Source organism: Haliscomenobacter sp. (assembly GCF_033763495.1).
Lineage (GTDB): Bacteria > Bacteroidota > Bacteroidia > Chitinophagales > Saprospiraceae > Haliscomenobacter.
In genome coordinates, this window is sequence record NZ_JANRKL010000187.1 from 15,696 (window position 1) to 30,963 (window position 15,268).

7 protein-coding genes are annotated in these 15,268 nt (G+C 47.7%); 1 reads left to right on the plus strand and 6 read right to left on the minus strand.

All coding sequences use genetic code 11. From position 1 onward, the window contains the following. Positions 1–29 precede the first annotated feature (29 nt). A complete protein-coding gene (locus tag SFV55_RS20770; protein ID WP_320031471.1) occupies positions 30–830 on the minus strand; it encodes a reverse transcriptase family protein in 801 nt (266 codons plus the stop codon). On the opposite strand from SFV55_RS20770, the gene SFV55_RS20775 reads away from it, so the two are divergent. Next, a complete protein-coding gene (locus SFV55_RS20775; RefSeq protein WP_320031472.1) occupies positions 814–1,662 on the plus strand; it encodes a DUF4113 domain-containing protein in 849 nt (282 codons plus the stop codon). The two genes, SFV55_RS20770 and SFV55_RS20775, sit on opposite strands and share 17 nt — an antisense overlap. A gap of 50 nt (positions 1,663–1,712) precedes the next feature. Here SFV55_RS20775 and SFV55_RS20780 read toward each other — a convergent pair whose 3' ends face one another. The 5 genes from SFV55_RS20780 to SFV55_RS20800 form a co-directional block, all read right to left on the minus strand. Further along, positions 1,713–6,689: a hypothetical protein gene (locus SFV55_RS20780; protein ID WP_320031473.1), complete on the minus strand. Its 4,977-nt coding sequence runs from the start codon at positions 6,687–6,689 to the stop codon at positions 1,713–1,715. Continuing rightward, positions 6,682–7,725, minus strand: a complete 1,044-nt coding sequence (locus SFV55_RS20785; protein ID WP_320031474.1) for a ComEC/Rec2 family competence protein — start codon at positions 7,723–7,725, stop codon at positions 6,682–6,684. The genes SFV55_RS20780 and SFV55_RS20785 overlap by 8 nt, the downstream gene beginning before the upstream one ends. 200 nt (positions 7,726–7,925) lie before the next feature. Beyond that, complete coding sequence (locus SFV55_RS20790; protein WP_320031475.1) at positions 7,926–9,923, minus strand: WD40 repeat domain-containing protein; 1,998 nt, start codon at positions 9,921–9,923, stop codon at positions 7,926–7,928. Between the two features lie 38 nt (positions 9,924–9,961). Further along, complete coding sequence (locus SFV55_RS20795; protein ID WP_320031476.1) at positions 9,962–12,574, minus strand: WD40 repeat domain-containing protein; 2,613 nt, start codon at positions 12,572–12,574, stop codon at positions 9,962–9,964. Positions 12,575–12,611: 37 nt separating this feature from the next. Further along, a complete protein-coding gene (locus tag SFV55_RS20800; protein WP_320031477.1) occupies positions 12,612–15,236 on the minus strand; it encodes a WD40 repeat domain-containing protein in 2,625 nt (874 codons plus the stop codon). Between the last annotated feature and the right edge of the window lie 32 nt (positions 15,237–15,268).

The following is a 15,268-nucleotide window of genomic DNA, read 5'->3' on the forward strand; positions in this document are numbered from 1 at the left end:
GTGGGGGTGTTAAACTTTCACCTGCTTGTTCAAAACGTGATGTCATAACCCCATTCCAGCCAGGCAATCGGGCCATATTCGTCAAGTGGGTTGACCGCATCGGCATATTTTCCACTGAGGCGTGCAACCTCGGGATGGTGATCACCTAGGACGTCGCGCGCAAAATTCAATTTCCCACTCACCCGTTGCTGCATGTTCAGCACCCAGTTTTCAGGCTGGGCCGTTCCGCGCAACTGCACCTGTGCCTCCATGACCTGGCGCAAGGTTTCGATCGTAGATTCAAGATTGGGAAAATAGTCCGGGGGGAGTTGTACTGTTTTGCCTCCCACCAAAATTCCGGTTACTTCCTTTTCGGGGTCATCGGGGCCAAAACGTTTGGTTTTGCTGGTATTGATTTTGAACCCATGATTGTGCACCAAGTTGCTGATCAGCTGGAGGTGGGTGTCCGAAAACGCCTGATCAGCTGAAAAACTCATGTCATCGGCATAGCGTGTGTACCTCCAATTGTTGGTAGCTGCGATGGCCAGGAGATCTTTATCGAGGGGAATCGTCGCAAAGTTGCTCAGTACCGGGCTGGTTGGAGCACCCATCGGCAGGCGGTCTTTGAAGCAGACCAGGTGCGCAAGCAGCTCGGCGGCCTCTTTATCCAGGCTGAACAAAGTACCTTGAAACAAGCGCTGGACCTCCTCGCGGCTAACGGTGTGGAAAAAATCCTCCATGTCCATGTTCAGGAGCCAGGGGCTGCCTAGGTGTCGGAGGGCATTGCTGAGCACGTGGCGAGGTGCAACATCCTCCACTGGCATTCCCATTTCCGTGGGACTAGCCAACACCAAGACCCTGGCCAAGTTGGCCAATCACCTGGCAAAAAAGCGCAGTCTGAATGGCACCTACCACCTGGAAGCCAGCAGCCCGGAACTTGCGGAGCTCGGCATCGAGGAGCTTTGGGGCGTGGGGGCAGCCTACCAGCGGCGACTGGCCGCAGTGCGCGTCAAAACTGTAGCCGACCTGGCCCGGGTATCTGAGGCCTGGATGCAAAAGGAATTTGGGGTGGTGGGCTTGCGGCTGCTCAAGGAAGTGCGGGGTGAGGCTTGTTACGGGCTAGAAGCTCCGGTGGAAAGTCGGAAGTCGATGATTGTATCCCGATCCTTTGCGCAGGATGTGTTGGAGCTGTCCGTGCTGAGCGAGGCAGTGGCGAGGTATGCTACGCGCCTGGGGGAAAAATTGCGGCGCTATGGGCAACAGACGGAGGCAATCACGGTCTTTGTATGGGCCAATCGCTTCAAGCCGCAGGAGAATATGCCCTTGCAGTGTAGTGCCTTGAGTATGGAGTTGCCGCTGGCCAGTAGCAATACCAATGAGTTAATCCACTGGGCGTGGCTCTTGGTGCGCAAGTTGTATCAGCCGGGGGTGCGCTACAAAAAGGCGGGGATCATGGCTACGGCGCTGCGGCCACAGACTAATGTACAAATGAATTTGTTTGTGGATGAGGCGTCGTCGTTGCGCTCGGCGCAGTTGATGCAAGCGCTGGACGGGATCAATCGGAAAATGGGGCGGAATACGGTGTACTTCGCGGCTTGTGGGAATAGGCCGGAGTGGGGACCGAAGGCCGAGAGAAGATCGGGGCGGTTTACGACAAGGTGGGGGGAGCTTATGAGGGTGTGATAGGGTGTTGCCCTCGGACATCGTATCGGGTGTGCATAGCAGTTGAGAAATCAGCCCCCAAACAAAGATTCCCGCATAAAAAACGCCAAAGAAGACCCTTTTTCAACCATCAAATCCAGGATAGCCATTAAACTCTGTAATAAGTCACGATTTTTCCTGATGCCAGGCGCATGAAAAACCCAAACGCGGTTTAATAAACGTTCCATGTCGTGGATTTTGACCTGCTCTATACCTCGCTTTTGAAGTATTTCATGAAGCCATAACAGACCATCTGGCAATAAAATATCTGAGCCAATACCTGCCAGTAAGCGAACGACTGAGTCGGAAGCATGTTCCCCCATCTTTTGAATGATCTCAATAAAGAGGGCTTTGTTGTCACGAATGGGTTTCCAATCGCTGACATGATCATGCCAATATGGGGATTCTAATAAAAGTGTAGCAGTGAAGTATTTATTGCTCGAAGCAATGGACGCATGGAGTAATCGCTTCCAGTAAAACCCGAAGATTTGGGTATCTAGATCAGGATTCTGGGCGATTGTGGTCGTAATTTGATCCAAACATTTTTGAACGAATTCAAAAATGCGTCGATTGTAAGATTTAGCTTGTAAGATCGTTTGAGTGAGTTGATCAAAAAGTGGTAATACTAGTTCTTTAGGCTGTGCAAATATGAATTTTGCAAAGTATTCGGAAAAAAGGAGGTAGGACATATAGAAGTCACTTGGTCGATCCCCGTCACCACTCTTTCGGTTTCCGATTCTTAACAGCAAAGAGAGAAATTGTCCAACGAATTCTCTACATTCTTCAATTGGAATATTCGCTGGGAGAATTCTAAGCGCTTTATCGAACCACCAACGACTTCTTACATCCAAAAAATCTGGCAAGGGCTCCGATTTAATGTTAAGATTTACAACAGATTGAATTAGCCTGACCTTTTCTTTCTCAAAATTTTTAAACTCCTTACGTGTGGCTCTATCATGAGGTCGGATGTAATAACCATATCCCGGGTACTTTCTCCAGAGTGCTGCATAGTTAATCAATCCAGCCCAGCAGGCATAAGCAACCTGTTGATCTATTGCCCAAAGATTGTCTCCCACGTAATCAAAAAACTTGCTTTTAAGGTTATCCGAAAGCTCAGTTTGCAACAAAGCTTCAAAAAGTAGTTCAATGACCAGTTGTCGAATTGCCTGGCTATGTCTTTTTCTCAGCAATGGGACGAGACTACATAGTGCAGGAACCCCTTCAAACAGGTTTTTCGAGAACCTTAAGTCGGTATATGGCCTTTTACTATCTTCTAATTCCAGCTTAGCCCGATCAAGGATTTGACGTTCGCACCATTCAATTTGTTCTACACTCAAATCATTTATACCATCACGAATTGCAACAGAAGCAAGGAGAGCTGCGGGGAATTTCGTTTTTATATATCCTGCATGATTTGAGAGATCAAAATTTCTAACATAGTTATAGTGAATTAGCCATTCGTCTATTGAGAATGAATACCCTTCTTTTTGATCAAAAATATTTTTAGCCCAGAGGTTTGCTGCAATAATGAGGCTTGTTTCTGTTAGTTCTTGTCGTGCTTGGTCAACTATAAGGCGTATATCATCCTCAATTTTAGGCTGCACCATCATTCTATATTTACCTTCAAACTCCTCTATTTTGGTAGTCTCCCATTTTCGAATATCCATACGATTTAAAAAGATGCGCCAAGTAGATGAACCAGGAGGGACTTCTTCCCAAAATCGATCAAGGATCGGAAAAAACCTGTTCCGAAAATCCAGATTATTGAAAGCCCTTTCAACGACAAATTCTTCTAACCGTGTCTTCCGATGGGGCATACGATTGGCTTCTACCCTTTCTTTTTGGTAAAAAGAGTCGTACATCCCAGTTCCCATGGAAGCCAAAGCTTCTGCCTCAAACTCTTGATTCATTCGATTGGTATCCCATTGATATATCTCGGGGCTTGTGAGTAAAGGATAAATTGGCTCGCCTATTTCTTCTGGGTAAGCAATGGCAACACTGACTAGCACAGAGGTAGTTGCTACAGTCTGGCTATCCTTCAACAAAAGCTCAAATGATTCCTGAAGTAGTTTTCGACTCCAATCTGTTTTGATTTCAGCTAATTCTAAAAGCCATTTTTCTAAAGCCATCAAGGTAGATTGCAACAAATAGGGTGTGACTTTACCTGTACCTCGAAACATTAAGTAAAGCACCAAATTGCCCCGCTGAATTATTGTCTTTCCATCATTTAAAACGAGCTCAATTTCAGTACAGTCATCATTTGATGAATACTCAGAATCTTCGTACTTCTGGGTTACATAATTAAAGAAGCGGATTATCCAATTCAATGTCTCGGTAGGATGATACCGGAGTAACCATAATGTAGGTGTTTGCCAGGCGCTTTCAGGAAAATCGTCCAAATGATGTTCTGAAGCTAGTCCAAAAGATCTATTAACGTCTGTTGATGTCCAGCTATAAGATTGGGTTATTGATGGTTTGTCATCTACCCATTTCATCCAAGCGGCTTCCATTATAAGGCCTGGGAAATACCGACAAAGTTCAACACAGTGAAAAAAAGAAAGCATCTGTTCCCAGATCAATCCAAATCCTTTTCCAAGTCCGTCGCGATGCGTGTGTGCTCGTATAATCTCATCCAGTGTTTCTTCTAATAAAGTCTTAACTTCTTCCTGCAAGACTTCGGTTAATCTAAAGATTAACCGAAGGGTGTCTTTTCTAATTTCATTTTGAGGGCTATTCAGTAACTCCAAATGTCCACTTCTCATCCGCTGAAATACAGTCAAAAGGATCAATCCAGCATCACGAGCCTCTGATGGCAAAGGTTTGTTCCACACCAGCTTACAGCTCCAATCCTTCAGAAACAGATACAATGCCTCATTATTATTAACTACACCGAGGTGTTGATGCAAAAAATGTATCAATGTAGCCCAACCATGCCCAACTGGTATAAAAGTGGAGCTATAAAGTTTCCAAATCTCCCTTAAACCTGGAAGAGATGCATCCGGCTCCTTGCTGGCTACTCTAAAAAGATGAATAAAACGCAGCAATAAGCGGGCATTGTTATTCAAGAGAAGGGTATGGTTTTCGTTTAGAAAGCGTGCCCCCTCCTCTGACTGCACCAGGACTATAAAAGTTTCATCTTTCCAATATTGATCAATGGCCCCCATAATACACTGTGTAGCAAAACGTAGAATCTCACTGGGCTGGTGCTTCACTTCTTCCTGTAACCAAAAACGGAACCCTCGGCGAATGGCATATGCTGAGCCTAGATGCTGAAACAAGTCAGCAGGTAAACCATGATCTTGAAAAGTAGAGCGAACATGTCTAACTAGAGCCCAATCTTCAAAAATATCGTGAGCTGGTGCAAAACGATTAGTATCCTTTTCCCGAACCAGTATGTGTTCACGCTCCAATTGTTCTACTACTTCAAAATCCGCTTTATCCACCCTGACGTACAATGCCATTTGGGTTGCGCGTTTTACTACGAGGTCGGTAAAAACTAATGTGCGGTCTAAATTTCTGGTTCTTCCTGCTATAGCCAAACGCCAAATCTCTTCCCTGAAAGTAAATTCATCCAGTTCCTTGCCCGCTTCGGTTGGCTCATTCAGCAGCACTGCATAGTTGAGGTAAAAGGGTACCCTGAGTAAACGGCGTAACTTTGGATTGTCTAAAAAAGATCGGGCTGCTGGAAACTGTTGCCCGATCAGCTCTTGCTCTTCGAGTGAAAGTAAAGGGACTTCATAAACATGAAAGCGGCGGGTAGCATTCAGCACCAATAATCTGAAATGCTCCAGCGCGTATTTGCGAATGGTGATGACAACACGTAAGGCAGGGAAATCGACGGTCATACGAATTAAGTCAATCAATGCATTGGTTTGGTTGCGTTCAATGCTTTTTTCAGCACCATCTACCCAAATCACTACTGGCTCTTTGAGCAAGGGGCTGGTCAACAAGGTTTTCAGATCGACATCCGTCCCAGTTATTGATTTAAGCGTTGTGTGAAAACTCTCTGCACAAATCTGTTCACCTTTGATGGCAAAAAACCGCTGCTTTCCATCAACAAGACAATTTTTAACTGCCGCAGACTTCCCGGCACCAGCATCGCCGTGCACAATCACTACAGGGTTTGTTTCGATGGCTTTAGTCAAATCGTTGATGAGTTGCTCTCTAGGCAGGCAGTGGGTTTCACCAATTGTAGCCTTAATGCGATTGAGTACCTCTGTTTTTGCATTGGCATCCAGTTTTTTGATTGCTGTTCGCACCTCTGGCCGCACTTCAGGGATGCAAAAATCAGGGTTTGGTAATTGATCAATCCCTTTGATCAAGTATTCTAGAAAAGCCACTTTTTCGCCAAAAAAACGGTTGAACGCATCAAAGTTTGATGCGATACCCAGTAGGTATAGCTCATCCTCAATAACAAAAAAAACACCACTTCCCGAAAAACCCCGCACATTTTCATAGGCTGTTCTTGACTCACTAGATACCCATTGATCATCAAGCCTTTGTAAAACCTCCCATTCAAACTGATAGACCGAACCCTTTGTACTCTCCGTGATGTTACCTTCCATCAAAATGGGCACTTCTGCTTCATAAGCATCAGGAAAGCCTCTAAAACGACAATTGATCAGGCCATGGGTTTCTCGAATCAAAGTCAAGATGGGCAGTACTCCTGTAAGCTGTTCAATAGCTACTGAAGGCACCACCAAAGCGGCAAAATCTTCTTGGGAATTATCAGAGACCAGCATCAAATCGCTGACCTGCAGTTGGTACTCAAAATAGCTATTCGAATTCGGATTGAATAGAAACTTCAGAATTATCTGATTGGGTGAAACATCTTCTGGCAATCCATCTATGCCCAATAGCACATGTCGAGCAGTAAGTACATAAACAAAAGGAGATTCTGGAACAGGTTTGTACAAAACACCACTGCCCTCTTCATGGGGTGAAGTTACTTTAACTGTAGTTCTGCGCAGCAGTTCGTTTATCTCTGTAGGTTCAAAAAATTTAGACATTTGCAGTAATAATTAAAGCATTAGACTGGGGGGCAGGAAAGTGGACTGAAAAATTCAAACGCTCAAAAACATCCTGACCGTCAACATCAAATATACGTTCCAATTGGTTATTGCGATGGTTAAAAAGCAACTTGATGTGGCGCGTATAGTCTCTCTGGGGGTGACAAAGGATACGAGCAATGGGCTCTTTATCGGGTAATTTATGCCGAGTGGATGCATCGGCAGTAAAAACAAACTGGTCGGTCTCGATTAGGGCTAGTAATGCGTCTGAAATATTTCGTTTGCTCCCATGATGGGGAACCTTGATCCAATCAATTTGTAAAGGAAATTGAGGTGAATAACCTAATTTTTGAAGTTGCTCGACCAGGTCAAGCGGGCTTGCATCAGCCAAGAGCAGCATCCGATAAGTTCCGGCTTCGAGCAAAAAAGCAATGCTGCTGCGATTTGCCGGGCTACGGTCAAGATGTGAAGGTAGGTGAGCCAATAACTCAAGCTTTTGCTGATGATCCCATTGCTTAACTCCTAAAGGGAAGCGCTTCTTTATCTTAGCAATGGCCTCTCGATAGATTTCGGGAGATGGGGATAGGATAGTGAATTTCAAGCCTAATTCATCAATGATCGGGTTCTCGGTGGTGATGACTGGAGAAGGGACACCCAACTCATCCTGTAGCATATCACGCAGTAAGGCACCCTCTTTCAAACCTATCCAGCCTGAAGTCGCCCCCGAGTTGTGGGGCATTCGATAATTGGCATTGAACCAAACCTGTTTGATGGGCAATCGAGACCGAATGTCGTTATCCTGCAAAACCCGGATGATTCCACAGATGTGGTCATTGTCCCAATGAGAAACGACCCATAGTCCAATTTCTTCACCTTGGTCAGCAATAGCCAATAGTTCTGGGCGCAGCAAGTTATAAGCAGTCTCTGTGCCACTGTCAATAAAAATGTGCTGGGTTTTACCTGAGATATCCTTAAAACTTATGGAAATCACATCGGCACATCCAGCTGAAAAAAACTTACAAGTGAATTGGAGCATGGTTTAGGTCAGGTTGTGAAGGTTGATTCAGGCGTTATATGTTTCAATTCAGCTCCACGGCTTCATTGAAGATACGGGTGTATTCTTTCAGGTTACATTGGGCGTAAACCTTGAAAGATACTGGTTAGCAATAATTAAGGTGATTAAAAATTTGTGGCGCATGGTGGGTTGTTTTATAGAGAATGAAGATCTGCTTTATGCTAGTTTTTAGTTTCTTTCCATAATCCATCTGCTTTGACCCTTAACGCTGCTGCTTTTCCCTCCAGTCCATCTGCCTGGTACACCTCCGCCCAACGACGCAGCATGGTGGCATAGTCGATACGAATGAGTGGCTCATCTTGTAGCGCCAGTGCGGCACTGTAGAGCCGCTCGGCACGGGCATAAGGTGCCTCTACCCTGCTGAGTACATTGCTACCCCCCGCCTGCGCTGCGGCGAGATCGGCAAAGGCTTTGATTTGCCAGACCTCGTGGGTGGCGATGAGTTTGGCTTCGTTGTCAGGGTGGAGGTCGAGGAGGGTTTCGAGGTTGTAAGCGATCAGTTGCGGGCCACTGAGTAAGGATAGGTGCCTGTTTTTATTGGCTTCCCGAATAATCCCATCGGGGGCGATCTCCCAGATTTTGGCGCTGTTGTCGTCAGACCCCGTGACGAGCCATTTGCCATCTGGGGAGAAAGCGACGCTACTGACGGAAGCTGTATGCCCTTCGAGGCTGAGGGTTTGTTTACCGGATTGGAGGTCCCAAATTTTCGCGCTGTGGTCTTTAGACCCCGTGGCGAGACTTTTGCCGTCTAGGGAGAAAGCAACGCTCCAGACGGAGGCCGTATGCCCTTCGAGGTTGAGAGTTTGTTTACCGGATTGGAGGTCCCAAATTTTCGCGCTGTGGTCGTGAGACCCCGTGGCGAGCCATTTGCCATCTGGGGACAAAGCGACACTCAAGACGAGGGACGCATGCCCTTCAACGCTGAGGGTTTGTTTACCAGATTGGAGGTCCCATATTTTCGCGCTTTTGTCGTAAGACCCCGTGGCGAGACTTTTGCCATCTGAGGAGAAAGCGACGCTACTGACTTCGGTCGTATGCCCTTCGAGGCTGAGGGTTTGTTTACCAGATTGAAGGTCCCAAATTTTCGCGCTTTTGTCGTAAGACCCTGTGGCGAGACTTTTGCCATCTGGGGAGAAAGTGACGCTACTGATGGAGGCCATATGCCCTTCGAGGCTGAGGGTTTCTTTACCGGATTGGAGGTCCCAAATTTTGGCGTTGTTGTCGTCAAATCCCATGGCGAGACTTTTGCCATCTGGGGAGAAAGCGACGCTACTGACGGAGGACGTATACCCTTCGAGGTTGAGGGTTGGTTTACGCGATTGGAGGTCCCAAATTTTCGCGCTGTAGTCCCAAGACCCCGTGGCCAGACTTTTGCCGTCTGGGGAAAAAGCGACGCTACTGACGGAGGACGTATGCCCTTCGAGACTGAGGGTTTCTTTACCGGATTGGAGGTCCCAAATTTTCGCGCTGTAGTCGTCAGATCCCGTGGCAAGGCTTTTGCCATCAGGGGAGAAGGCAACGCAGGTGACAGATTTTATATGCCCTTCGAGACTGAGGGTTTCTTTACCCGATTGGAGATCCCAAATTTTGACACTGTTGTCGTCAGACCCTGTTGCAAGTCTTTTGCCATCGGGGGAGAAGGCGACACTCAAGACGTAGGACCTATGCCCTGACAGCACAGCCGACCAGGGTAAGGACGAGTGTGTGGGCATGTCGTTGTAATACAAAGCCTCAACCAGGGCGCGGGTGATGTTGCCATTGCCCTCTTCTACATAACGGTGAGCAAAACAAGCGATTTGGAAGGCAGTAGTACGGTCGCCGGCCCGCAACGCTATTTGGCTTTTATACGCCAGGTCATTGGCGTAAGCATTAAGAGTCTGGCGACGGTTGGCGGCGGCAGTACTATCCGCCTGTTTCCTCAATCTATTGATCTGCTCAAATAAGGCATCTACTGCTTTATCTGCTTTATCCACATCCTTCGGCCCACAGGCATAAATTTTAGCAGCCTCGTACCTATTCTTGGCATCAATAAACTCACCTTTCCCCTGCAAGACCACCGCTTCGTTGAAGATGCGTGTGTATTCTTTCGGGTTGCATTGGGCATAAACCTGAAAGACGCTGGCTAGCAATAATAAGGTGATTAAAATTTTGTGGCGCATGGTGGGTTGTTTTGTAAAAGATGAAGATCAACTCAATGCTAGTTTTTAGGTTCCTTCCACAATCCATCCGCCTTGCCCCTCAACGCTCCTGCTTTTTCCTTCAGCCCATCCGCCTCATACACCTCCGCCCAGCGGCGCAACATCTTGGCATAGTCCATACGAATGAGCAGTTCGTCTTGTAGGGCGAGTGCAGCTGCATAGAGCCGCTCGGCACGGGCATACGGCACCTCTACCCTACTGAGCACATTGCTCTCCTCTGCCTGTGCTGCGGCCAGATCGGCAAAGGCTTTGATTTGCCAGACTTCGCGAGTGGCGATGAGTTTGGCTTCGTTGTCGGGATGGAGGTCGAGGAGGTTTTCGAGGTTGTAGGAGGCCAGTTGAACTGCATCCAAACCAGAAAGCTGTTGGTTTTTACCCTGCGGAGTGCTGCGCCAGCCTTCGGAGGTAAAGTCCCAGATTTTCGCGCTTTTGTCCTTGGACCCCGTGGCGAATCTTTTGCCATCGGGGGAGAATGCGACGCTGGTGACGTAGTCCGTATGCCCTTCGAGACTAAGGCTTGATTTACCGGAGTCGAGGTCCCAAATTTTTGCGCTCTTGTCTAAAGACCCGGTGGCGAGTTTTCTGCCATCGGGGGAGAATGCGACGCTGGTGACGGGTTCCCTATGCCCACTAAGGCTGAGGGTTTGTTTACCGGAGTCGAGATCCCATATTTTGGCGGTTTCGTCGTTACTTCCGGTGAGAACGAATTGGCCATCTGGGGAGAAAGTAACGCTGGTGACGGAGGACTTATGCCCACTGAGACTGAGTGTTTGTTTACCGGAGTCGAGGTCCCAAATTTTTGCGGTTTCGTCGGCAGACCCAGTGGCGAGTCTTTTGCTATCGGGGGAGAATTCAACGCTGATGACGAATTCCGTATGCCCAAAGAGGCTGAGGGCTGGTTTACCGGAGTCCAGGTCCCAGATTTTGGCGGTGTTGTCTAAAGACCCCGTGGCCAGTCTTTTCCCATCGGGGGAAAATGCGACGCTACTGACGTAGGAACTATGCCCTTCCAGGCTCAGGATTTGTTTACCGGAGGCCAAATCCCAGATTTTCGCGCTATTGTCGTTAGACCCAGTGGCGAGTCTTTTCCCATCGGGGGAAAAAGCGACGCTACTGACGTAGGAACTATGTCCTTCCAGGCTGAGGATTTGTTTACCGGAGTCCAAATCCCATATTTTGGCGCTCTTGTCCCAAGACCCCGTGGCCAGTCTTTTCCCATCGGGGGAAAAAGCAACGCTGGTGATCGGTTCCGTATGCCCAAAGAGACTGAGGATTGGTTTACCGGAGTCCAGGTCCCATATTTTGGCGGTGTTGTCTAAAGACCCCGTGGCGAGTTTTTTGCCATCGGGGGAGAATGCGACGCTGGTGATCGGTTTCGTATGCCCAAAGAGGCTGAGGATTGGTTTACCGGAGTTGAGTTCCCAAATTTTGGTGCTGTTGTCAGAAGACCCCGTGGCAAGTTTTTTGCCGTCAGGGGAGAATGCGACGCTGTTGACATCGTCCGTATGCCCAAACAGGCTGAGGATTGGTTTACCGGAGTTGAGTTCCCAAATTTTGGTGCTGTTGTCAGAAGACCCCGTGGCAAGTTTTGTGCCATCTGGGGAGAATGCGAGGCTCAAGACGTATTCCGTATGCCCAATGAGGCTGAGGATTTGTTTACCGGAGTTGAGGTCCCAAATTATTGCGCTGGTATCAGAAGACCCCGTGGCAAGTTTTGTGCCATCTGGGGAAAAAGCAACGCTACTAACACCCGCGCTTGCTTCCAGGCTCAGGATTAGTTTACCGGAGTCGAGGTCCCAAATTTTGGCGGTGTTGTCGGCAGACCCAGTGGCAAGTTTTTTGCCGTCGGGGGAGAATTCAACGCTGAAGACAGGTTCCGTATGCTCACTGAGGCTGAGGGTTTGTTTACCGGCGTCGAGGTCCCAAATTTTGACGATGTTGTCGTAAGACCCGGTAGCAAGTTTTGTGCCATCTGGGGAGAATGCGAGGCTCAAGACGTATTCCGTATGCCCAATGAGGCTGAGGGTTTGTTTTTGTTTACCGGAGTCGAGGTCCCATATTTTGGCAGTGTTGTCGGCAGACCCGGTGGCGAGGTTTTTGCCATCTGAGGAGAATGCGACGCTCAATAGGGAGGACGTATGCCCTTGTAGATTAGATACCCAAGGTAAAGGCGAGTGGTTGGGTACATCATTATAGTACAAAGCCTCTACTAATGCTCGGGTAACGGTGGCATTGTCCTCTTCCACATAACGATGTGCAAATTCTGCCAGCCGAAAAGCAGTAGTCCGATCACCTCTCTCCAAAGCAATCTGACTTTTATACGCCAAATCATTAGCATAAGCATTCACTGCAGTACTATCCGCCTGTTTCCTCAATCTATTGATCTGCTCAAATAAGGCATCCACTGCTTTATCCGCTTTATCCAAATCCTTCGTCCCACATGCATAAATTTTCGCAGCCTCATACCTATTCTTGGCATCAATAAACTCCCCTTTCCCCTGCAAGGCTACGGCTTCGTTGAAGATGCGGGTGTATTCTTTTTGGTTGCATTGGGCATAAACCTGAAAGGTGCTGGCTAGCAATAAGAAGGTGATTAAAAATTTGTGGCGCATGGTGGGTTGTTTTATAAAGGATGAAGATCTCTTTATGCTAGTTTTTAGTTTCTTTCCACAATCCATCGGCCTTGGCCCTTAACGCTGCTGCTTTTTCCTTCGATCCATCCGCCTCGTTTACTTCCGCCCAGCGGCGCAACATCTTGGAATAGTCCATGCGGATGAGTGGTTCATCCTGCAGGACGAGTGTTGCGCTGTATAGCCGCTCGGCACGGGCATACGGCGCATCTACCCTACTGGCCGCATTGCTATTCCCTGCTTGCGCTGCGGCGAGATCAGCAAAAGCTTTGATTTGCCAGACTTCGCGGGTAGCAATGAGTTTGGCTTCGTTGTCGGGGTGGAGGTCAAGCAAGGTTTCAAGGTTGTAGGAGGCCAATTGCATGGCCTCAAGACCAGACAATAGTTGGGTTTTACCCTTCGGGGTATTGCGCCAACCTTCGGGTGTTAAGTCCCATATTTTAGCGCTGTTGTCATCAGACCCCGTAGCAAGCCTTTTGTCATCGGGTGAGAATGCAACAGTGTTGACAAAATCCGCATGCCCTTCCAGGCTGAAGATTGGTTTACCCGAGGCCAGATCCCAGATTCTGGCGGTGTTGTCAAAAGATCCAGTAGCCAGTCTTTTGCCATCTGAAGAGAACACGATACTGTTGACATAGCTATTATGCCCTTCTAAGTTGAGAATTTGTTTACCTGAAGCCAAGTCCCAAATTTTGGCGGTTTTGTCTGATGACCCGGTGGCAAGTCTTTGGCCATCGGGCGAGAATGCAACACTCAATACAGTCGTACCTACTTCGAGATTGAGGATTGGTCTACCTGAGGCGAGGTCCCAAATTTTGGCGCTTTTATCTACAGACCCTGTAGCGAGTTTTTGCCCATCGGACGAGAAGACAACACTCCTTACAGATTCTGCATTCCCCTGGAGGCTAAGCATTTGTTTACCTGTGGTGAGGTCCCAAATTTTGGCGCTTTTATCTACAGACCCCATAGCAATTCTTTTGCCATCGGGAGAAAATGCAACGCTAGTGATTTCAGATGTATCCCCTTCAAGACTGAGGATTAGTTTACCAGAGGCGAGATCCCAGATTTTGGTGGTTTTGTCTAAAGATCCAGTGGCAAGACTTTTGCCATTGGGAGAAAATGCAATGCTGGAAATGTAGTCTTTATGCCCTTTGATGCTGAGGATTGATTTACCAGTGTCCAGATCCCAGATTTTGGTGCTATTGTCGTAGGACCCAGTGGCCAGTGTATGGCTATCAGGGGAAAATGCGACACAGGTAACCCTCGATCCTACTTCCAAATTCAGGGTTTGTTTTCCAGAAACGAGGCTCCAGGTCTTGGCGCTTTTGTCGTAGGACCCAGTGGCAATGCTTTGGCCATCAAGAGAAAAAGTGACGCTCAATACGGCAGCTGAATGCCCCTTTAGACTGAAAATTGGTTTACCAGAGGCCAGATCCCATACTTTGGCGCTTTTGTCAGAAGATCCGGTGGCAAGGCTTTGGCCATCGGGCGAAAAGGCAAGGCTAGTTATATCGTACGTATGCCCTTCGAGGCTGAGAATTAGTTTACCGGAGGCCAAGTTCCAAATTTTGGCGCTCCAGTCCTCTGACCCAGTGGCGAGGCGTTGGCCATCCGGGGAGAATGTAAGGCTAGTTATATCGGACGTATGCCCTTCGAGACTGAGGATTGGTTTACTGGAGATCAGATCCCAAATTTTGGCGGTTTTGTCTGATGACCCAGTGGCAAGGTGTTGTCCATTCGGGGAGAAGGAGACACTGGTAACGAATTCCGTATGCCCTTCGAGTCTGAAAATTGGTTTACTGGAGATTAGATCCCAAATTCTCGCGCTTTTATCCCCAGACCCGGTGGCGAGTCTTTGCCCATCAGGGGAGAAGGCGACACTACTGACGAAAGATGTATGCCCCTTAAGGTTGAGGATTGGTTTACCAGAGTCCAGGTCCCAGATTTTCGCGCTTTTATCTTTAGACCCCGTGGCAAGTCTTTTGCCATCTGGAGAGAAGGCAACACTGTAGATTTCATCCGAATGTCCTTCGAGGCTGAGGGTTTGTTTACCGGAGATCAGATCCCAAATTCTCGCGCTTTTATCCCCAGACCCTGTAGCAAGTCTTTTGCCATCGGGAGAGAAGGCGACACTACTGACGAAAGATGTATGCCCATGTAGTGCTGTTGACCAGGGCAAAGGTGGGTGGGTGGGTACATCATTGTAGTAAAGCGCCTCCACCAAAGCACGAGTCACATTGGGATTACCAGTTTCTACATAACGATGAGCAAAAGTAGCCAATTGAAAAGCAGTAGTCCGATCCCCACTCTCCAAAGCAATTTTACTTTTATAGGCCAGATCATTGGCGTAAGCAGTAAGGGTTTGGCGGTGATTGACATTTGCTATACTATCTGCTTGTTTTCTTAATCTATTGATCTGCTCAAATAAAGCATCCACTGCTTTATCTGCTTTATCCAAATCCTTCGGCCCACAGGCATAAATTTTCGCAGCCTCATACCTATTCTTGGCATCAATAAACTCCCCTTTCCCCTGCAAGGCTACAGCTTCATTGAAGATGCGAGTGTATTCTTTCTGGTTGCATTGGGCATAAACCTGAAAGACGCTGGCTAGCAATAATAAGGTGATTAAAATTTTGTGGCGCATGGTGGGTTGTTTTATAAAAGATAAAGATCAGC

Bases quoted from the DNA above. Each gene is read 5' to 3' on its own strand.
- SFV55_RS20785 (WP_320031474.1), bottom strand. From the start codon at position 7,725: ATGCTCCAATTCACTTGTAAGTTTTTTTCAGCTGGATGTGCCGATGTG.
- SFV55_RS20800 (WP_320031477.1), bottom strand. From the start codon at position 15,236: ATGCGCCACAAAATTTTAATCACCTTATTATTGCTAGCCAGCGTCTTT.
- SFV55_RS20780 (WP_320031473.1), bottom strand. From the start codon at position 6,689: ATGTCTAAATTTTTTGAACCTACAGAGATAAACGAACTGCTGCGCAGA.
- SFV55_RS20795 (WP_320031476.1), bottom strand. From the start codon at position 12,574: ATGCGCCACAAATTTTTAATCACCTTCTTATTGCTAGCCAGCACCTTT.
- SFV55_RS20790 (WP_320031475.1), bottom strand. From the start codon at position 9,923: ATGCGCCACAAAATTTTAATCACCTTATTATTGCTAGCCAGCGTCTTT.